17 protein-coding genes are annotated in these 19779 nt (G+C 39.8%); 8 read left to right on the forward strand and 9 right to left on the reverse strand.

Annotated features, from left to right (window positions below; all coding sequences use genetic code 11):
• The first annotated feature begins 40 nt into the window (after nucleotides 1-40).
• The gene (gene trmFO / locus DDV21_RS06165; protein ID WP_116877133.1) at nucleotides 41-1375 is read left to right on the forward strand and encodes a methylenetetrahydrofolate--tRNA-(uracil(54)-C(5))-methyltransferase (FADH(2)-oxidizing) TrmFO; all 1335 of its coding nucleotides are present in this window, start codon (nucleotides 41-43) and stop codon (nucleotides 1373-1375) included.
• An 85-nt stretch (nucleotides 1376-1460) separates the two neighbouring features.
• Here the strand turns inward: trmFO and DDV21_RS06170 are convergent, their stop codons facing one another.
• Complete coding sequence (locus tag DDV21_RS06170; RefSeq protein WP_116877132.1) at nucleotides 1461-1985, reverse strand: PASTA domain-containing protein; 525 nt, start codon at nucleotides 1983-1985, stop codon at nucleotides 1461-1463.
• A 560-nt stretch (nucleotides 1986-2545) separates the two neighbouring features.
• Between DDV21_RS06170 and DDV21_RS06175 the strand changes: the two genes are divergently transcribed.
• The 6 genes from DDV21_RS06175 to DDV21_RS06200 all read left to right on the forward strand — a co-directional run bounded on the left by DDV21_RS06175 (nucleotide 2546) and on the right by DDV21_RS06200 (nucleotide 9269).
• A complete protein-coding gene (locus DDV21_RS06175; RefSeq protein WP_116877131.1) occupies nucleotides 2546-3298 on the forward strand; it encodes an ABC transporter ATP-binding protein in 753 nt (250 codons plus the stop codon).
• 2 nt (nucleotides 3299-3300) lie between these two features.
• Nucleotides 3301-5325 carry an ABC transporter permease gene (locus DDV21_RS06180; RefSeq protein WP_116877130.1) on the forward strand — a complete coding sequence of 675 codons (2025 nt, stop codon included), beginning with the start codon at nucleotides 3301-3303 and terminating at the stop codon, nucleotides 5323-5325.
• Nucleotides 5326-5650: 325 nt separating this feature from the next.
• Nucleotides 5651-6319 carry a response regulator transcription factor gene (locus DDV21_RS06185; protein WP_116877129.1) on the forward strand — a complete coding sequence of 223 codons (669 nt, stop codon included), beginning with the start codon at nucleotides 5651-5653 and terminating at the stop codon, nucleotides 6317-6319.
• The gene (locus DDV21_RS06190; protein ID WP_116877128.1) at nucleotides 6316-7257 is read left to right on the forward strand and encodes a sensor histidine kinase; all 942 of its coding nucleotides are present in this window, start codon (nucleotides 6316-6318) and stop codon (nucleotides 7255-7257) included. Before DDV21_RS06185 ends, DDV21_RS06190 begins: the two co-directional genes overlap by 4 nt.
• A gap of 246 nt (nucleotides 7258-7503) precedes the next feature.
• The gene (locus tag DDV21_RS06195) at nucleotides 7504-8919 is read left to right on the forward strand and encodes a Y-family DNA polymerase (RefSeq protein WP_116877127.1); all 1416 of its coding nucleotides are present in this window, start codon (nucleotides 7504-7506) and stop codon (nucleotides 8917-8919) included.
• Nucleotides 8916-9269, forward strand: a complete 354-nt coding sequence (locus tag DDV21_RS06200) for a hypothetical protein (protein WP_116877126.1) — start codon at nucleotides 8916-8918, stop codon at nucleotides 9267-9269. The genes DDV21_RS06195 and DDV21_RS06200 overlap by 4 nt, the downstream gene beginning before the upstream one ends.
• A 103-nt stretch (nucleotides 9270-9372) precedes the next feature.
• On the opposite strand, the gene xerS is transcribed toward DDV21_RS06200, so the two are convergent.
• The 6 genes from xerS to DDV21_RS06230 form a co-directional block, all read right to left on the reverse strand.
• The gene (gene xerS, locus DDV21_RS06205; RefSeq protein WP_116877125.1) at nucleotides 9373-10443 is read right to left on the reverse strand and encodes a tyrosine recombinase XerS; all 1071 of its coding nucleotides are present in this window, start codon (nucleotides 10441-10443) and stop codon (nucleotides 9373-9375) included.
• 452 nt (nucleotides 10444-10895) lie between these two features.
• Complete coding sequence (locus DDV21_RS06210) at nucleotides 10896-11633, reverse strand: DUF3307 domain-containing protein (RefSeq protein ID WP_374936026.1); 738 nt, start codon at nucleotides 11631-11633, stop codon at nucleotides 10896-10898.
• Between the two features lie 5 nt (nucleotides 11634-11638).
• Complete coding sequence (locus DDV21_RS06215) at nucleotides 11639-12310, reverse strand: SatD family protein (RefSeq protein WP_116877123.1); 672 nt, start codon at nucleotides 12308-12310, stop codon at nucleotides 11639-11641.
• Nucleotides 12311-12355: 45 nt separating this feature from the next.
• Complete coding sequence (locus DDV21_RS06220; RefSeq protein WP_116877122.1) at nucleotides 12356-14161, reverse strand: glycosyltransferase family protein; 1806 nt, start codon at nucleotides 14159-14161, stop codon at nucleotides 12356-12358.
• Nucleotides 14162-14239: 78 nt separating this feature from the next.
• Nucleotides 14240-15811 (reverse strand): signal recognition particle protein, encoded by a 1572-nt coding sequence (gene ffh / locus DDV21_RS06225; protein ID WP_116877121.1) that lies wholly within the window; start codon nucleotides 15809-15811, stop codon nucleotides 14240-14242.
• Between the two features lie 82 nt (nucleotides 15812-15893).
• The gene (locus DDV21_RS06230) at nucleotides 15894-16220 is read right to left on the reverse strand and encodes a putative DNA-binding protein (protein ID WP_116877120.1); all 327 of its coding nucleotides are present in this window, start codon (nucleotides 16218-16220) and stop codon (nucleotides 15894-15896) included.
• Between the two features lie 272 nt (nucleotides 16221-16492).
• On the opposite strand from DDV21_RS06230, the gene DDV21_RS06235 reads away from it, so the two are divergent.
• A complete protein-coding gene (locus DDV21_RS06235; protein WP_116877119.1) occupies nucleotides 16493-17260 on the forward strand; it encodes an alpha/beta hydrolase in 768 nt (255 codons plus the stop codon).
• Here the strand turns inward: DDV21_RS06235 and DDV21_RS06240 are convergent.
• Both DDV21_RS06240 and DDV21_RS06245 read right to left on the reverse strand, forming a co-directional pair.
• Nucleotides 17257-17955: a GntR family transcriptional regulator gene (locus DDV21_RS06240; RefSeq protein ID WP_116877118.1), complete on the reverse strand. Its 699-nt coding sequence runs from the start codon at nucleotides 17953-17955 to the stop codon at nucleotides 17257-17259. The two genes, DDV21_RS06235 and DDV21_RS06240, sit on opposite strands and share 4 nt — an antisense overlap.
• Before the next feature lie 172 nt (nucleotides 17956-18127).
• Nucleotides 18128-19591 carry an HlyD family secretion protein gene (locus DDV21_RS06245; protein ID WP_116877117.1) on the reverse strand — a complete coding sequence of 488 codons (1464 nt, stop codon included), beginning with the start codon at nucleotides 19589-19591 and terminating at the stop codon, nucleotides 18128-18130.
• Nucleotides 19592-19779 lie beyond the last annotated feature (188 nt).

Here is a 19779-nt window from a genome sequence, read left to right on the forward strand (position 1 = left end):
TTTAGATAGACTTTATCTAAATATTGCAGAGGTACCATCATTGTCTCAAAATTATATTAATGTTATCGGTGCTGGCTTAGCCGGCAGCGAAGCGGCTTATCAAATCGCTAAGCGAGGTGTTCCTGTTAAACTTTATGAAATGCGAGGCAGCAAAACAACACCGCAGCACAAAACTGATAACTTTGCTGAATTGGTCTGTTCGAATTCTTTTCGTGGAGACAGCCTGACTAATGCTGTAGGTTTGCTGAAAGAGGAAATGAGACGGCTGGACTCATTGATTATGCGCATCGGTGAAGCTCATCGTCTTCCCGCGGGCGGTGCAATGGCGGTTGATCGTGAATCTTATGCAGAAGCAGTTACGGCTGAAATTAAGAACAATCCTTTAATCGAAGTCACTCGGGAAGAAATCACAGAAATCCCTAAGGATGCTGTTACGGTTATTGCTACAGGTCCATTAACCAGTGATGCACTGGCTGAGAAAATTCATGAACTTAACGGCGGTGAAGGATTTTATTTCTATGATGCCGCTGCACCTATTGTTGACAAAAATTCTATTGATATGGACATTGTCTACCTGAAGTCGCGCTACGACAAAGGCGAAGCAGCTTATCTTAACTGCCCGATGACTAAAGAAGAATTTATGGCTTTTCATCAAGCCCTGATAACAGCAGAGGAAGCACCGCTCAATTCTTTTGAAAAAGAAAAGTATTTCGAGGGCTGCATGCCTATTGAGGTTATGGCTAAACGCGGCATTAAGACTTTGCTCTACGGGCCTATGAAACCGGTTGGTTTGGAATACCCAGACAATTATAAAGGGCCGCGTGATGGTGATTTTAAGGCACCTTATGCTGTAGTGCAGCTCCGTCAGGATAATGCAGCAGGCAGTCTCTATAATATGGTTGGTTTTCAGACTCACCTTAAATGGGGGGAGCAGAAACGTGTTTTCCGTATGATTCCAGGACTTGAAAGGGCAGAGTTTGTTCGTTACGGTGTCATGCACCGCAATTCTTATATGGATTCTCCCAATTTACTTAATCCGACTTTTGCAACACGCACCAATCCTCATCTCTTTTTCGCTGGTCAGATGACAGGTGTTGAAGGCTATGTTGAATCAGCTGCTTCTGGTTTGGTCGCAGGTATCAATGCTGTCCGTGTTTTCCTGCAGGAAGAACAAGTTATTTTTCCGCAGACAACAGCTATAGGTGCACTTCCGCATTACATCACGCAGACAGAGAGCAGGCATTTCCAGCCTATGAACATCAATTTTGGAATTATCAAAGAGCTTGAAGGTCCGCGGATTCGAGATAAAAAAGAGCGTTATCAGAAAATTGCTGAACGTGCCCTAAATGATTTGCAGCCCTTTTTAGATTTCTAACTAAATACTTTCATCCCACATCAATAAATGACCATTTAAAAAGCACAAGACCCTTGTTACAGGTCCTGTGCTTTTTAAAAATACATCATTGCCGTTTATCTGTGGATTTCGGCGTAACATCTTTGGGTTTCCTATGCTTTTTTGGAAACTTTTTTTTACCATGCTTAAGCGAGTTTGAGAAGGTCCGGCCGAATCTTTGAACTCTAGATTTTTGCTCATTCAAAAGGATGATACTGGCATTGATAGTAGCTTGGTCAAGATAGTACAGCTTAACCAGCGATCCAAGCTTAGCTTTTCGTTTTTTAGGATACATACTGACAACCTGATTGGGAAAAGCTTTGGCATATTTAATGTGCGGTGTAGCCGGAATCTTACTGACTGTAAAACCTTGGTTTTCTAAATGTCTCTTAGCTTCCTCTACATTTAAATGCAGCACATTATCTATCTCTCTATAAGCTTCCTGACGCTCATGGTGCCTGTCCAGTTCCTTTTCAATGATTGGCCTGGTGTTATCTACTGCCCTGTTGATAATTTCTGTTGCATCCGGCAAGACAGAAACAATTTTACTGACTCTGCTAAGTTTTTTAATCCAATTTTTCCTCTTTGCCATCTTCACTCCCCTAGAAGCAATCTTTCCTACATTATAACAAAAAGCCGGATAAAAAACGAAATTAAACCTTACATTTTTGTAAGATTAGCAGAGTTAATGTGTAAGATTTAAGCTTCCTTTTTTCGGTACAATAAGATTATAAAAAAACAAAAACAAAAAATTATAACTATTCTGCTGAATGTGACAGTTTCACGTTTTTGTCCGCACTTTACATAGGCGGTTAAAGAAAGCCGGATACGGCCTAAACGCTGTGTAAAAAAGAGACGCAGCCGTAGGAAGCGCAAGCTGACGCACGAATGCGGCTGCTCTGTGAGTATAGCCTTTCCTTGAGTCTTTGGTGACTCGATGGTCAGGTTCCTATTTTTACTTTGCATTTCACGGCCGTTGTATCTTGTTTTAAAAGGAGAAGTACTATGGGAACGGAACTTATACAACAGACAGTTGATTTTTACAGTGCTCTTGCCATTTTCCTGATTAGCACAACTCTGCTTATTGCCCTGGGAGTGTGGTACAAATCTGGAAGATAATAAGCTATAATAAAAAATAAGGAGAAAAAAATAATGCTGCTAGAAATTAATCATTTAGAAAAAGTCTTTCGGACACGTTTTTCAAAAGAAGAAACACGTGCATTGCAGGATGTTGATTTCAAAGTTGATCATGGTGAATTTATCGCGATTATGGGAGAATCGGGATCAGGCAAGACGACTCTTCTTAATATTCTTGCGACCCTCGAAAAGCCTACAAATGGCTCAGTCATCCTAAACGGGGAAAATATCACTAAAATTAAGGAAAACCAGCTGGCTGATTTTCGGTTAAAAAATTTAGGCTTTGTTTTTCAGGAGTTTAATCTCTTAGATACTTTATCGGTAAAAGATAATATTTTCCTACCGCTGGTGCTGGCCAGAAAAAACTATCAGGAAATGGAAGAACGGCTGAATCAGATCGCACCTAAATTACATATCCAGAATTTGCTTAAAAAACGGCCTTTTGAACTTTCCGGCGGTCAAAAACAGCGGGTAGCTATCGCTCGGAGTTTGATTACCGGTCCGCAAATTTTACTGGCAGATGAGCCTACAGCCGCTTTGGATTACAGAAATTCTGAGGATCTCCTTAATCTTTTCGAAGTCATCAATGCTGATGCTCAAACGATTCTTATGGTAACGCATTCGGCTAATGCGGCCAGCCATGCTAAACGGGTACTTTTTATCAAAGACGGCCGTATTTTCCATCAGATCTATCGAGGCCATAAAAGCAATCAAGAATTCAATAAAGATATTTCTCTTGCCATGAGTGCCCTTTTGGGAGGTGAATAAAGATGTTTTATATCAAACTAGCTCTCAATAACCTCAAGCAATCGTTTAAGCAATTCGCTCCTTTCTTTTTAGTCAGTATCACAACCTTTGTTTTCAGCAATATCACGCTTTTAATCCTAGTCAGTCCAACAGCTGAATCAATGGGATCGGGCGCCTTTGCTCTGGTGCTTGCTTATGTTGTTCTTGCCATTTTTTCTGCTATTTTATGTTTATACAGCTATAATTTTTTACTCAAGCAGCGCTATCAGGAATTTGGACTTTATAACATTCTAGGGATGAATAAAAGGCAGATTACCTGGCTGTCAACGCTGGAACTCACCGTCATTTTCTTTTTAACCGTTGTTTTAGGCTCTCTTTTGAGCGCTGTTTTATCAAACGTTTCTTATCTGGTATTCGTTAATCTGATCCAATATGATAATCTTAATTTTTCCATAACACCTGTAGCTTTTATCATCAATATCTTTTTATTTGTGGCTATCTTTCTGTTTTTAGAATTTGTTAATGTCATAAGAATCCGCAGAACCTCAGGTCTTAATTTATTCAGCAATCAAAACCAAGGGGAACGCGAACCAAGAGGCAATATTTTTCTCGCGATTATCGGTCTTGCCGCAATCGGCTACGGTTACTATTTATCTGTTACTTCCGGGAATTTGAGTGCTTTAGCAGGGATTGTCCGTTTCTTTCAGGCTATTATAGCCGTTATTATCGGAACCTATCTCTTTTATATCAGTTTTATTACTTGGTATCTTAAATTTCGGCGTAAGAATAAAAATTATTTTTACAAGCCTGAGCATTTTGTCAACACGTCGCAAATGATTTTTCGTATGAAGCAGAATGCAGTAGGACTTGCTAATATCACCTTGTTGGCTATTATGGCCTTTGTAACCATTTTTTCAACTGTTGCTCTGTACGCCAATAACGAAAATTTGGTCAAAATGCAGTACCCTAAAAATTCTTTGGTTGAGATCCATACAGTCAGCAACCGTCAGGAAGCACAAACGATTATGAATGAAGAGGTTCTGCCGCCTCTAAAAGAAGAGAATAGCAGTTTCGATAAAACTTTTCATCAGTATCTTATGACAAGCTTTACAATCCCTTATGACAGAAGCAAAGACACAGTCAGTGTCAACCAAGAATTCCTTTCCCAAGCAATAACACCGGGTGGACTGAATAATGTAGGAGATTTGATGGTTATAACCCAAGATGATTTCCGGGCATTAGGAAATGACCTGCCTGATTTATCAGAGCAGCAGGTTGCCTTTTATGATTATAATCAGCAAAATCCCTATCTTTTTAAAACACTCGATTGGTTTGGCAGCAGCTATGATAATAGCTACCAAATCAAGGAGATGAAAAATATGCAGGAAGTGAGCAGTGCGATTCCTGCAGGAGTTCTAGTCGTTGCTGATGATAATCAGCTGGAAGAAATGCGGACAATCTATAATCAATTCACTTCCTATCCTTCGACCTATGATTATATAGCTATGACTGAATTAAATGAAAAAGAGCAGCGTATTCTGGCAGAAAAAGCTAAAGAAAACGGCGGTGTACTGGCTATTTATGAAGAAGAGGGAGAAGAAGATGCAGCAGCAGCTGTCTTTTCAGTAGATTCTGACCTGCGAAACGAAGTCATGAAAATGACTGGCGGTTTTCTTTTCACGGGTTTCCTGCTTGGAATTGCTTTCTTACTAGGTGCAGCTTTGATTATCTATTATAAACAGCTCTCTGAAGGCACACAGGATAAACAGGCTTATAAGATTTTGCAAGAAGTAGGGATGAGTTTAAAACAGGTTAAAAGAACAATCAATTCACAGATCCTTTTAGTCTTCTTCCTGCCGTTAATCATTTCTATCATACACTTCATCTTTGCTTTGCCTATTCTTAAGAAACTGCTTTTGCTTTTTGGAGTTCAGGGAGATCAGTTTATTTATACAGTCAGCGTTCTGACAATTGTGAGCATTCTCCTTATCTATTTTCTTATTTACCGGCTTACAAGCCGAACCTATTACAAAATTATTGAAAGATAGACAAAGCACAGCCTTTGTATCTTAATGGAACTGAACACGGCCTAAAGCTGCGGGAAAAAGAGACGCAATCGTAGGAAGCCTCAGGTTGACATACGAGTGTGGATGTTCTGTGAGAATAAACCATCTAAGGTCTAGCGACCTAACGCCGATTTCCTATTTTCCCATTGCGTTCTTTACAGCCTTTGTATCTTGATAAAAAAGGAGGTGGTAGCCAGACAGATAAATATAATACTCTTTTGTTTTTCTAAAGATAAGACTTCAAGAAATAGGACGTGTTATCAAGCTTTGGCTTTTGTCCTATTTCTTTTTTTGATACAATAAAGTTATGAATACACAGGAGAAAATCTATATTATTGAAGATGATCAAACGATAGTTCATCTGCTAAAAAATCACCTTTCTCAAAATTACCATGTTTTTAGTGTCACTAATTTTCGAGCTATCAAGCAGGAAGTTGAGGAGATCAAACCAGATCTTATCCTCATGGATATCACACTGCCTTATTTTAATGGCTTTTACTGGACAACAGAAATCCGGAAAAGCATGACCATGCCCATCATCTTCATTTCTTCCAGCGACGACGAAATGGATACTGTTATGGCTCTGGATATGGGAGGAGATGATTTCATTGCCAAACCTTTTTCTTTAACCATATTGGATGCTAAAATCGCTGCTTTTCTGCGTCGTGCTCAGCAGTTTACAAAAGACAGTGACTACCATTTGGATGGTTTTACACTTAACCGCGATGGCGTTTTATCAAATGGCAAAGAACAAATTACCCTGTCACCGACAGAAAATAAGATTTTAGCCATTCTCTTTGCACACTGTGAACAAGTTGTGTCCAAGGACGAGTTGCTTGAAAAGCTTTGGGAAAATGAAAATTTTATTGACCAAAATACCTTAAGTGTTAACATGACACGCTTAAGAAAAAAAATTCAGCCTCTCGGTTTTAATCGCATTCATACCGTAAGAGGAGTAGGGTACTTACTTAAATGATTTGGAAATTTTTAAATGAATACCGTGTCTGGTATAGTTTGTATGTGATAATGTCAGCTTTTTATTTTCTGATGTTCTATTTGTACCGTCTTCCCTTATCCTATTTTGCAAACAGCTTAGTTTTAAATCTGACTTTTCTTATTTTAATCACTATCTGGCAGTACATCCGATTCAGACGGAAGTTATTAATTTTACATAATTTTGTTTATGTAGAAGAGCTAAGATCCTTAACTGCACCTTCAGAAAAAAGTTATCAAGAGTTGATTACTAAGTTGAAAGATAAAGAAGGAGAAGAACTGCTTGCAGCCAAAACAAAAACAGAAGAACTGCAGAATCTCATCAAAATGTGGTCCCATCAAATGAAAGTTCCTTTATCAGCTCTGTCACTGATGGCACAGACCAATAAACTTGAAGGAAATAAGGTGGAACAGCAGCTGATTAGACTGCAAAACTATCTAGACAATCTGCTGACATATATGAAATTTAGTCAAAACAAAGACGATTTTCGTTTCGAAGACCTTTCCGTGTCGTCCTTGATGCGGCAGCTTATTAAAAAATACCGTGTGAGTTTTCTGGCTAAAGATTTATCTGTAACTATTCAAGGAGAGTGGCAGTTGAAGACAGACAGGAAATGGCTGAGTTTTGCTCTCTCGCAAGTATTGGACAATGCTATTAAATATTCCAAAAATAATGGCACCATCGCTATTAATATCGAAGATAAACGTATAACGCTGTCAGATCAAGGTATCGGAATACTGGATGAGGATCTGCCGCGAATTTTTGAGGAAGGCTTTACCGGATACAACGGGCACCAGCATCAAAAAGCGACAGGTTTGGGACTTTACATGACCAAGCAGGTTTTAGAAAACTTAAACCTCGCTATAAAAATTAACAGCCAAGTTGACAAAGGAACAGATGTCATTATTTTTAAAAAATAAAAGTATAGTCGCTAATGAGGCAAGGACAAAAGTCCTGCCTCATTTTGCTTTTTTAATCAGATGAGTTTGGCCAAGTGGTTGACTGGAAGTTCTCATCCCTTGTTGTACATCGATTTTTGCCCCACTCTCTTCTCTAGTTTGGTTCCTAACGGCTGCAAAAAGGATGGATTTTTTTATGAAAAAAATATATAATAGTGTTAGTTAATAAACTAACAAAAATACGACTAATGTGGAGGGATTAGGTCTATGGGCTATTTCGATTATTCACGAGAGTCAACATCAGATATTGCCTTTATCGATATGAAATCCTTCTATGCCAGTGTAGAATGTGTGGCGCGCGGCCTGCACCCTTTAAAAACATCACTGTGTGTCATGAGCAGAGCTGAGAATGCCAGCGGCTTGATCTTATCTTCGTCGCCTATGTTTAAAAAAGTATTTGGCAAATCAAATGTCAGCAGAGCTTATGATTTGCCGTTTGACGTTCACACACGGCGATTTTCTTACTATAATGCCAAGCGGCAAGGTCTTCCAGTAACACCGGAATTTGTTAAATATATCGAAGCTTGGGCGAAAGCAACTTTTATTGTGCCGCCGCGGATGGATACTTATATCGAAAAGAATATTGAAATTCAGCATATTTTTCAAAATTATGCAAGCATTGAAGATATTTTACCTTACTCTATCGATGAAGGCTTTATTGATTTGACATCATCTCTGAACTATTTTGTTCCTGATAAAAATATCAGCAGAAAGGAAAAGTTAGAGACAGTCTCTGCTAACATTCAGAGGGATATTTGGCGAAAAACAGGCATTTATTCAACAGTTGGCATGTCGAATGCTAATCCTTTGTTGGCCAAGCTGGCTCTTGATAATGAGGCCAAAAAACGCAAAACCATGCGTTCAAATTGGTCATACGGTGATGTTGAGAGCAAGGTCTGGGCTATTCCTAGGATGACTGATTTTTGGGGCATTGGCAGGCGTATGGAAAAACGTCTGAATAAACTGGGTATTTTTTCTATCAAAGAACTGGCTAATTTTAACCCTGATATTTTGAAGAAAGAACTTGGTATTATAGGTGTTGATCTCTTTTTTCACGCCAATGGTATTGATGAAAGCAATGTTCATCAGCCTTACAAAGCGAAATCCAGAAGCTTAGGCAACTCACAGGTACTGCCAAGAGATTATTGCAAGCAGGCTGATATTGAGTTGGTTTTTAAGGAAATGGCAGAACAGGTAGCCATTCGCCTGCGAAAAGCACATAAAAAAGCAAGTAATGTATCCATTTATGTTGGCTTTTCAAAAACAGAACATAAAAAACATATTCAGGCGCAGATGAAAATTGAGCCAAGCAATAGCACCAAACAATTAATGGATTATGTCCTGACAATCTTTCGTAAGAAATACAGGTCAGGAGCTGTCAGGCATATCAGTGTCACCTATTCCGGTTTGGTTGATGACTCTTACGGCCTGATTTCCCTTTTTGATGATGCTGAAAAAATTGAAAAAGAAGAAAGGCTCCAGTCGGCGATTGATGGCATTAGGGATCGATTTGGCTTTACCATGATCCAAAAAGCCAATGCCCTGCAAGAAGCTTCACGCAGTTTAGAGCGCAGCCGCTTAGTGGGAGGGCACTCTGCTGGAGGATTGGACGGATTAACATGATTGACCGCAGTTATTTGCCTTTTCAGTCCGCACGGGAACATCAAGACCGAGGGATAGAAAAGTGGACAGGTTTTTTCTTATCAGAGCATACAAGTTCATTAATCAAAGATAAAAGAAAGAAGACACTCTCAAGTAATTTAGAGGATACTGAAAAACAAACCTTAATCGGACAGCTGTATACCAATAGGTTGACTGGTATTTTTACGGTGAACGACAAACAGAGCTGCAGAACCTTAACCGGTCAAGTTACAGAAGTCAGCTCACATTTTGTGACGATCAAAAATAACCGTCGTCATTATACGGTTCGATATCAGGATATTTTAGCCGTAAACCTTTGGAAATCGCAGTGAATGAAGTCAAATACAAGCCAGTACAGACTTCTTATCAGGCAAGGAGAAGGAGCAGCGGCAATCAAAAATGGCAGTCCCCATTATAAGGTACTGCCGTTTTTGATTATAACTTATCCAGAGCGTTTTTCTGCTCATCATTAACAATATGTGTATAAAGATCTGTAACTTGAGTGCTGGCATGCCCCAGCTGATGGCTGACCAAAACTTGGGACTTAGTAGCATCATACAAGCGGGTTGCAAGTGTGTGCCGCAGTTTGTGCGGAGTTACCCGGACTTTAAAATCTTCTGAGTACTTAGCAACCATCTTTTCGATACTGGAAGCATCAATGCGGTTGGGGACACCGCGGTATTCCGTCAAAAAGAGAGCAGTATCCTGTTTTTCAGCCTTATAACGCGGCTGACGAACAGCTAAATACTGTTCTAAATAGGGTTTAGCAAAAGCAGCTACATTGACAGAATCACGTTTGCCGCCCTTGCGGGTAATCTCAATAACCATCATTTTTATATTGAGGTCTTTTAAATCTAAATTGACAGCCTCAGACAGCCGAACACCAGATGCTAAAAGCAGAGCGATAATCGCTAAATCGCGTTCTTTATTTTTTCGGAAAGATGATTTCGCACGATTGGACAGCTTATTTTCATATTCACAGTCAATATACTCAAGAAAGGCGGCTGTTTCATCCCCTAAAAAGAGCTTTTGTTTAATATTTTCAGCACGGGCAGCCAGAGTTTCCTTTTTCTTTTTGGTTGCCACTTTTTTCATAACATTTCGATAGAAGTAGGGTTCACCGTTTTTGTCTTCGACCTCTTCTGTCAAATATTTAAAGAGACTGGAAAGTGCAGATAAGGTACGGTTGACCGTTGTCTGTGATACCCCCTGTTTCGTTGAGTAAGTGTTTAAAGAGGGCCGTTCGCGCAGATAAAGAACAAACGCTTCCATATCCTTTTTCGACAAATGTTCCAAAACAGCCAAATCAATATCAGCAATCTTGACAGCATCTGAAATGCCAGATTCAATAACCCAGTCTAAAAATCTTTTATACTCCTTGAGATATTCATACAAGGTTGTAAAACTGTAAGGCACAGTGAGTTTTGATTGGTAATAATCCAAAATATACCAGGGCATCACCGTCTTAAGTTCCTCAATTTTTTCCAAAAGCACTTCCCGTTTCATATTTTTAAATACTCCTTAGCAATCATAAGTCTATCTATAATGAGAGTATAACATAAGTAAGAATGTATTTCAAGAAAATTACAGTTTTTCGGAAAGACATTAGAGAGAATCCGCGAGAGAAATGATGAGTGGCTGACGTCTGGAGGCTGCTTTTTCAAGCAACTTCCCCTAGACAAACCAACAACGAAATCGAAGATTTCGGACTTGCTGCCGTTTCCTTTTGCGTTTTTTAGCAGCTTAGCCCTTATAGCTTAAAGCGAAAAAATAAGAAGACTGTTAAAATCAGTCTTCTTTGCTTGCTTATTGATTCTATTTTTAATAAAGGGTCTGGCACATAATAAATCCTGGTCCTGTTTGCTTTGCGAAGATTGGGCGGATTTGTGAGACCCCATATTTTCAATTTCATGCACTTCTTTTATTATTTTACATAATTTTTATTACGTAAAATGATCTCACAAATAATACAGCAGTTCATAGCAGATGAGAACACTAATAATGCTGAACAAGGAACCAATTAAATAATACTCAGCAAAAGCTTGGTTCTTAGAAATTTTGTCATAGCGGGCGATGGATTTGGCTGTAAAAACAAGACCGATTGAGGCATACTGGCCGCTGATAAGGAAAAGGGCCATAATTAGTCTTTCCAGCAATCCGATAAGGGCCCCTGCTCCTGTTATGGTAGCGTCGTCCTCATCTTGAACTTGGTATTTGCTGAAAAAAAGTTTAAAGACAATATTGATGGGTTTTGTTATTAAAACAAGCAAAAAAATGAGGCATAGAATATCAGCCGCCGCGAAAAGCCAAGATGGTCTATTGATATAGGGTTCAGCTAAAAGATAAGCGGCAAAGATAAAAACATAATGAAGCAACTGATCAATAATAAAAACTTGCCGGTCCCATTTTTTACCAGCTAATTTAGGATTAAGGTAAAATTTGCCGCTGTCGATGATACAATGGCTCACTAAAACAGCCAGTAAAAAATGCCAAGCTGATGGAACCAGAGAAATACAGATAAATAGAGGGATAGATACAATGAATAGGTGTTTTAAGAGTGTAGGCCGATCACTCGCTTTTTTCTCCGCCATTTTCTGACTTTGCCATTGAAAATCAGCTAGAAAATGAGCAATTAAAGCTAAAAGCAAAAGAGGGTTGCTGTGCAAGTAGGCCGAAAAAGATAAATTTCCAAGCATGTCTGTCATTCTCCTTCTTTGGGGTGGATACTGCTTAGCATCATATCTGCAGCCGCGTTGCGGCTCCGCAGATAGTGTTTCAAACCGCTGGCTTTAAGGCGTTTAGTAAAGCCGCTGGGCTTAATTCCTAAGGTTTCTGCTATTTTTTGATGCTCAAACTGTTCCTGATAAATATCTTCTGCTAACAAAGCTTGTAAAACCGCCGTTTGGTTGGCTGTCCACTTAGATTTTATAAAATCTCCAGCTGAGAGCAGGCTATTAACCGTGTTTTGAATCAGCTGATTGTCACAATGCAAAGCAATGTGACTTGTTCCATAGTCGTTCTTATCATGAATACTGTCGATTGCTGCCCGTGCTAACCAAAATGCGGGGCCGTCCGAACCAATACTTTGCACTTGATTGATGGCTGTCGACATTTTACCCACCCCTATCCCGAAGCGAACTTCAATAGGATGTAAAGCGATGGCTATCTCATCAATTAAGTGAAAAATATTATTATTAGGTATTAGTAAAGCTTGAAATTCATCACCAGTTGTTACTGTAAAGGGTGAAGCGACAATGGTTTTATATTTTTGGTTAACCTCCTCCATCAGAGACAGCAATTGCTCTTGAACTTGGCTTCTTCTTTCCAGTTTTTTGGAATTAATCAAGTCACCTATAATCGCTATATAAATCATAGTTCTCTCCTTTTTGTCCATTATAACAGACAAAAAGAAAAATGTCTATCTAAACAGACATTTTTGAAATGATCTTTTCCTCATACTGCGGATAAACGACCGCTGCTTCTTCCAGCCAGTGAGTGTAAATGTAATTCTGCTATTAACATAAACGACATAAAGTAAGGTCGCCGCTAAGGATAAAAGTGACGAAAGAAAAGCCGTTTTTGCCAGTGGAGTGTACTGATAAGTCGCTGTGATTTCATGCATCCCTGGCGGAAGCTGAATCATGGCTGAACCGCTGATTGGATTTAGAGATACTGGGATGGTTTTACCATCAAGTGAAATCACCTGCCCTTTATAATGGAAAAGGGGTAAATCAACATTTTGAGTTTCTGCTGCTGGATTATCTATAGTGAAATAACTGTAAGTATTTGTAAATTTCGCCTTGCTTTCCAGCTGCTCAGCAGAACCACTGATAAAAACGCGATGATGAACCTTGCTGTCCATATCGTAAATTTCTCTTTCCCTGTTTTCAGAATGATTAGCATAATCCATCATCATGACCGAATTAGTTAATTTCTTCAAGTTATTACGGCTGGAAAGTTCCCCAACAGGATTTGCGGGATAACGATTAGCTCCGTCAAAAGTTTTGTAACAGGCATTATTGTGAATAAACATCAAAAATATCAGCAAAATAAGATAAGCACGATGATTTTTAAAGTGGCTTTGTCCCAGAAACTTTGTGATTAAAAACAGAGCGAGTAATGTGATATAAGCATTGAGCCGCCACATAAACTGAATGGTCTCCCCTAAAACAGGAAAAGAATTGCCTAAGGGCGTTTCCAGAATAATTAAAGCAAGGGTAAGAGTCAGTATATAGTAATCCTCTCGTTGGAATTTTTTGACAAAAACGAGAAGCAAAAACAAACTTAATAAGACAGCTAACCCAAAGGTATGCTGATAAAGGTTGTTGGAAAGAGCAAAGGAAATAATCTCTTTTAGCGGCTTCACATCAAAATGTTCAAAAAGTTTGCCGGGAACGTTCAAATGCTGGTAACTCAGCTGTTCAAGCATTGGAAAAAACTGAAAACTCCCCATAGCCAGAGCGGCCAGTCCTGCCAGCCCTAGATATATGCTTCTGGTTAACCGCTTATCGGTAAACCAAATAGCTGTCAGGTAAATGAAAGCGACTAAAACAGCAGTTAGTACAAAGGATAAAATATGGCTATAAATAATCAAAGTCAGACCAAAAGATAAATAATACCATCTTTTGCAGCTGCCTCTAAGAATTAAGTAAAGTCCGCAAAAAACAAGCGGCAGAAAGGTAATTGCCACAAGTTCTCCTGCAGCAAACCGTATAAGAAAGTTACCTAAGCGGTATGCTGCAAAAGTATAAAACAAGGCAAACAGATGGGCCGTTTGGCGCGAAGCCAGAATCTTAAAAGATGAAAAATAAGCAATTAGATAAGTCAGACTGGTTAAAAAATACAAATAAATTATCCAGGAAGTGTAAAAATCACGGAAAACGGCATACAGTAAATAATAAGGATAATAAGTCAAATAAGGGTAAAAGAAATTGATCCCCAGCCCAACCTTATAAAAAGACTGAAAGTTTACAGGACTCTGCCAGATATTCGCCAGACCGCGGACTCTGTCAATATGGAAGTGCAAATCATCACCATATAGCCCGCCGCTGCTTCCAAGAATGATGGGCCCAATATAAAGCAAGGCTATTAAAAAAGATATTATAACGACTCGCCAGCGGTCTGGCAGGGTGATAAAACGTTCTTTAACTGTACGGTAAATTTCTTTGGCGGCAAATAGGATCTTTTTTAATTTTAATGCCACAGTAGACGGGTATGAATTCATTCAGAGCTGCTCACTTCTATTTATATCTGACTATCGTTTCATTTATGCAGGCGGTCTGGTCTAAATAAACGAATGTTATTACTTCTTGCGTTTTTTCTTAGCTTTTCTGATTTTATTAGCCTGCCGCTTCATGGCCTGTTTCATAGCAAAGGATCCGACCTTGCCTTTAAGGCCGCCGCCCATCATTTGGCTAAGGTCCATATTACCTCCGTCTAATGCTGATAAATCAGGCACCCCAGCGGAACCGCCTTGCCCCATCATTCCTTCGAGTGCTGACATATCCATACCATTTGTTTGCTTTGGCATATTATTAGGATTCAGTCCCATGTCTTTCATCATCTTATTCATATCGCCGGACATGACACCCTGCATCATTTGTTTAGCCTGATTAAAGTCTTTAATAAACTTATTGACCTCTACAAAACTGTTGCCAGATCCTGCTGCAATCCGACGGCGGCGGCTCGGGTTTAAAAGATCTGGGTTTTCCCGCTCTTGCGGGGTCATTGAGGACACAATCGCTCGCTTTCTGGCAATCTGCTGCTCATCAACTTTAAAATTAGCTAAAGCAGGATTGCTGGCTACACCGGGCAGCATTTTGAGCAGATCCTCCATCGGTCCCATATTCTGAACCTGATCCAGCTGGTCAATAAAATCGTTGAAATCAAAGGTATTCTCCCGCATTTTCTCAGCTAATTCCAGCGATTTTTGCTCATCATATTCTTGACTGGCTTTTTCAATAAGAGTGAGGAGGTCTCCCATTCCTAAAATGCGGCTGGCCATACGGTCGGGATGGAAAGTCTCAATATCAGTGATTTTCTCACCAGTTCCGGTAAATTTAATCGGCTGACCAGTGATTTCACGGACAGAGAGAGCTGCACCGCCGCGTGTATCGCCGTCAATTTTAGTGAGAATAACACCAGTGATATCTAACTGTTTATTAAACTCATCAGCAACATTCGCCGCTTCCTGCCCAATCATACTATCAACAACAAGCAGAATTTCGTCAGGCTTAGCCAAGGCTTTAACATCACGAAGCTCTTCCATAAGCTTTTCATCGATTTGCAGGCGGCCGGCTGTATCAATCAAAACATAGTCGTTATGATTCTCTTTGGCCTGAGTTAACCCCTGAGCCACAATCTCTACTGCAGAATGCTCAGTTCCCATATCAAAAACAGGAACATTGATTTGAGCACCGATTGTTTTCAGCTGGTCAATAGCTGCCGGACGGTAAATATCTGCCGCAATCAGCAAAGGGCGGGCACTTTCTTCTTTGACAAGTTTGTTGGCTAATTTCCCGGCGAAAGTTGTTTTACCAGCTCCTTGAAGCCCGGCCATCATGATGACCGTTGGAATTTTAGGGGCTTTTTGGATTGCCGCAGTTTCAGAGCCAAGTATTTCCGTTAATTCTTCATTGACAATTTTAACGATTTGTTGTGTCGGATCAAGCGTGTCAATAATTTCATGTCCTACAGCACGCTGGCGGACACGTTTGATGAATGTTTTGACCACAGGAAGGGCGACGTCAGCTTCAAGCAAGGCCAGACGAATTTCCTTGGTAACTTCCTGTACTTCTTTTTCTGATAATTTTTTCTTTCCACGGATATTTTTAAAAACATTCTGCAGGCGTTCCGTTAAACTTTCAAAAGCCATAATCTTCTTATCTCCTTAACTTAAAAGCGATTCTTTATGTTTTTCTGTGAGCAATCTTTTGCTGCTAGACTGCTTACGATTTCTAATTGTCGATACTTGACAGGATGTCAATTTTTTCTTGCAGAAATGCATCATCAGGATACTTCTCTTTTATTTCAGTAAAAATTTCATCGCGGACAATATAGTCGGAATACATATGCAGCTTCATCTCATAATCTTCTAAAATTTTTTCTGTGCGTTTAATATTATCATAAACAGCCTGACGGCTGACCGCAAACTCTTCTGCTATTTCAGCTAAACTGTAATCGTCAGCATAATAGAGCTCAATATAATTCATCTGTTTATCAGTCAGCAAAGCCGCATAAAATTCAAAAAGAGCATTCATACGGTTCGTTTTTTCAATTTCCATAAGCCATATTATACCAAAAAACAGCCTATTTTAACAGCTAATTTCCATATTTCCTTTAAGATAAAAGCCCCTTAAAACGCAAACGGAAAATGGCAGTAAGTCCGAAATCTGTGATTTCGCAGGCAGGATCCCCTGTCAATACAATTGGAAGGGGCGCGGCAAACCAGACTGAAAAATTCTTCCGAAGCTGTTCCAATTGTCAAAAAGACTTTTCCTTTCCGATACGATATAATAGAGATATAGAGCAAAATACAGATTAGAAAGGTTTGCTTATGATTCATAACCATGATTTACTTTTTGCGGAAGTTGGCAAAAAACGCCGGCTCCATATCTATCTGCCAGATGATTATTATGAAAATAATCAGCCTTATCCAGTGATGTATTTTTTTGATGGGCAGAATCTTTTCTTTGATCAGGCTGCTACCTACGGGAAATCTTGGGGGCTTTCCGAATTTATGCAGTCTTTTAGCAAACCGATGATTATTGTCGGCCTGGAATGCGGTCACGAAGGCAATGAACGTTTATCGGAATATTGTCCTTATGATGTCACATCTCCTTATTTCGGTCATTTTACAGGGATTGGGCAGCAAACGATGGAATGGCTTGTGCAGAAAGTTAAACCCTTCATCGATACCACTTATACGACTTATCCTTTTCGCGAAGCAACAGGTATTGCTGGATCTTCTATGGGAGGCTTAATGGCTCTGTATGCTGCAGGCGCCTATAACCATATCTTTTCTAAAGCAGCCTGCGTCTCATCAGCTATCCAGCTTTGCCTGCCTCAGATCACAGATGATTTAGCTCGCTCTGCTATTGATAGCAATACGCGTATCTTTCTCTCCTGGGGTACTGAAGAAAGTCCTAAAGATGCCGACGATATATGGCAAACTTCAACAGCTAAAGCTAACAAACAGGTTGCTGCTTATTTTTCAGACAGACAGGCTGCGGCGTATCTTTATTGTCAAGAGGGCGGTCAGCACCGCGAAGCTGACTGGGAAAAACAGGTCCCTCTTTTTATGGACTTTCTGTGGCTGCATTAATTATTCTCTAAGTAGAATTCAAACCTGTCGCCAACATATTCACTGCGCACAAATTCAAATGGTGTTCCGTCAGTAAAATAAGAGACCTGAGTTAAAGCTAAAATAGCGTGTCCTTTTACAATACCAAGGTAATTGGCCACACGTTCACTGGCGTTTTTGGCATAGATGGTTTGCTGACTTTTCCCGATTTCATAGCCATAGTTCTGCAAAGTCTGGAAAAAATGTTCCGTTATGGCTGTACGTTCAAAGTGGCGTATTAATTTTTCCGGAATAGCCGCTACTTCGAAAACCAAGGGAACTTTATCTGCAAATCGAACACGTTCCATGCGGATAACAAAGTCAGAGGGGTTCAGCTGAAGCTGCTGAATTTCCGTTTCTGTAGCCAATTGTTTTTGATATGAAATCAGTCGACTCGATGGGGTTTTCCCTTGTGAACGGACAATTTCAGTAAAACTGGTCGTCCCGCGCATTTTTTCCTGAACACGGTGGCTGGCAATATAGGTTCCGCTGCCGATTCGGCGCTCCAAAAGCCCCTCGTCAACAAGCAGGGTTATTGCTTGACGCAGCGTCATCCTGCTGACTTGAAAATCATCTGCCAAGTCTCTTTCGCTGGGCAGACGCTCCCCAATTTTCCAAACACCATCATCAATATCTTTTTTTATGGTATCATGAATCTTGATATAAGCCGGAATCATTAATTAACCTCTCTTGAGAATACTTTATATTTCATTCTATCATATTTTCTTTAAGACATCTTCCAAAGGTGCTTAACGGATTTTTCGAGAAACACTATGCATTAAAAGCCATGCGCAAACATGCTTTGTATATCTTATAAAAAAGAAGGCCGAAGAGATGTTTCTTCGGTCTTTAATTAATAACATTGTTGGAAACAGCTTCATTTGAATTGTCTGAAAAATGAATAGGGTTGAAATTCCTATCAGTCTGGCTTTCTTTATAGCGATTAACAATACTGGAAGTGAACGTATTGTAAGCTACGACAATCAGACCGGTATCAGACGAGTGCTGGCCGATTGTCGCTCCGTAGGCTACAAGATTGCCCGTCTCATCTGTATAAGGAAGAAAAGAATTATTAGTAACGGTAATGTTGTCGCAAAGATGTTTGATTTGGTTAAAGCTGCTGTAGTTAGGGTCGAGATTTTGAATTAGACCACCATCCCAAGTCCCTTTATTATCTGCAGCATCGAACTGAATAGCCTCCGCATAATAATCGTGCGCATCTGCTTCACTAGGAATACCAGTTACCGAAGTCAGTTCCGGAGCATAGCCAATAAAGCGGTTGCTGTCAAAAACGGAATTCTGTAGACCGCCTAAATCGAAGATATGACTGCTTTTTTTGTGGACCATGGTAAAGGTATTGTTATTTATATTCCAATTATCACCGTGATCTGCCATAATCATGAAATGAGCACCAGTTTCAAGATTATCAGCTCTAAACTCAATTCCGGACATAGTAAAATTTCTAACACCGTCAGCAGCCCCTGTTCCAGTCGCAAAGCCGAACCAATAAGCTGTCCCCTGCACTTTTAGGCGAGTATTGCTCCCCCTAAGGACGGTATCGGAAGACAGAGTGATGTAATCTTGCTGAGGGGTGTCGCTGCCGATTAAGAATTCTCCGCTCGGTAAGCTGAGAACTGTTCCCGGAGTTTCAGCCGCATAAGCAAAGGCCTCCCGCAGTATTTCATTATTCTCTGCGGCTGTATTAGCAGAATCCAGAGGCACCCAATACACATCACCTAGAGCCGATTCAGGAACATTGCTTAATGTTTCTCCGCTGTCCAGAGTAACATCGTATTTGTAGCCGCCTTCTTCGTTTGAATAATTGGGGGCGACATTATTGATTGTTGCTGCCTGCCCCTTATAGGCTGCTAGATTTTCACCATCCAAATCACTCCCAGCTTCATTAGCAATCTGAACAAGATCCCCCTTGTCATAATTAGGATCTGCGACTTCCACCAGACTCTCTTCACTGACCCCTTCCAGATTGGAACCATCCTTGAAAGTCACTTGATAGGTATAAGTAACATTTTTTTCATCATCCTCTTTTGAATGAATTTTTTTGATATTCCCTACCCAGTTATGATAATGCGCTAAATCTTGGCCTTTGCTTGTTTTGTCAGCAGTTGAAGAAATCTGGATTTCCTGCCCCTGCTGAAAAACAGACTGATTTCTTTCCTTGAAAAACATCACATAAAGCACAGAGAAGCTTCCTGTTACTGCAAATAAAGTTAAAACTGATATCAAAAGAATCCCCAATGAAATTAACTCACGCTTTCGAAACAGACCCTTCTTTTTCCGCTGTCTTCTGTCCATACTCACCCCAATATTTAATACTACAGTATTTTATTTTATCATACTTGCCTGCTGTTTGCCAAAAAGATTTGCCCAAAAAAACTAAAAATTTCTGTTTATCTGACTGTTTGAAAGCAAAAAGTCCGAAAGCCTTAATGCCAAACAAAGCATTTTATGCTACAATAAAGTGGATACTGCCAGTCTCAGAC

The sequence above is a fragment of the Streptococcus chenjunshii genome, from assembly GCF_003086355.1.
In the GTDB taxonomy this organism is placed as follows: domain Bacteria; phylum Bacillota; class Bacilli; order Lactobacillales; family Streptococcaceae; genus Streptococcus; species Streptococcus chenjunshii.

Excerpts from the sequence above, each read along its gene's own strand:
- DDV21_RS06175 (WP_116877131.1), top strand. The coding sequence starts at position 2,546 with ATGCTGCTAGAAATTAATCATTTAGAAAAAGTCTTTCGGACACGTTTT.
- ffh (WP_116877121.1), bottom strand. The coding sequence starts at position 15,811 with ATGGCTTTTGAAAGTTTAACGGAACGCCTGCAGAATGTTTTTAAAAAT.
- DDV21_RS06240 (WP_116877118.1), bottom strand. The coding sequence starts at position 17,955 with ATGATTCCGGCTTATATCAAGATTCATGATACCATAAAAAAAGATATT.
- DDV21_RS06235 (WP_116877119.1), top strand. The coding sequence starts at position 16,493 with ATGATTCATAACCATGATTTACTTTTTGCGGAAGTTGGCAAAAAACGC.
- xerS (WP_116877125.1), bottom strand. The coding sequence starts at position 10,443 with ATGAAACGGGAAGTGCTTTTGGAAAAAATTGAGGAACTTAAGACGGTG.
- DDV21_RS06185 (WP_116877129.1), top strand. The coding sequence starts at position 5,651 with ATGAATACACAGGAGAAAATCTATATTATTGAAGATGATCAAACGATA.
- DDV21_RS06200 (WP_116877126.1), top strand. The coding sequence starts at position 8,916 with ATGATTGACCGCAGTTATTTGCCTTTTCAGTCCGCACGGGAACATCAA.
- DDV21_RS06215 (WP_116877123.1), bottom strand. The coding sequence starts at position 12,310 with ATGATTTATATAGCGATTATAGGTGACTTGATTAATTCCAAAAAACTG.
- DDV21_RS06245 (WP_116877117.1), bottom strand. The coding sequence starts at position 19,591 with ATGGACAGAAGACAGCGGAAAAAGAAGGGTCTGTTTCGAAAGCGTGAG.
- DDV21_RS06180 (WP_116877130.1), top strand. The coding sequence starts at position 3,301 with ATGTTTTATATCAAACTAGCTCTCAATAACCTCAAGCAATCGTTTAAG.
- DDV21_RS06220 (WP_116877122.1), bottom strand. The coding sequence starts at position 14,161 with ATGAATTCATACCCGTCTACTGTGGCATTAAAATTAAAAAAGATCCTA.
- DDV21_RS06170 (WP_116877132.1), bottom strand. The coding sequence starts at position 1,985 with ATGGCAAAGAGGAAAAATTGGATTAAAAAACTTAGCAGAGTCAGTAAA.
- DDV21_RS06210 (WP_374936026.1), bottom strand. The coding sequence starts at position 11,633 with ATGCTTGGAAATTTATCTTTTTCGGCCTACTTGCACAGCAACCCTCTT.
- DDV21_RS06195 (WP_116877127.1), top strand. The coding sequence starts at position 7,504 with ATGGGCTATTTCGATTATTCACGAGAGTCAACATCAGATATTGCCTTT.
- DDV21_RS06230 (WP_116877120.1), bottom strand. The coding sequence starts at position 16,220 with ATGGAAATTGAAAAAACGAACCGTATGAATGCTCTTTTTGAATTTTAT.
- DDV21_RS06190 (WP_116877128.1), top strand. The coding sequence starts at position 6,316 with ATGATTTGGAAATTTTTAAATGAATACCGTGTCTGGTATAGTTTGTAT.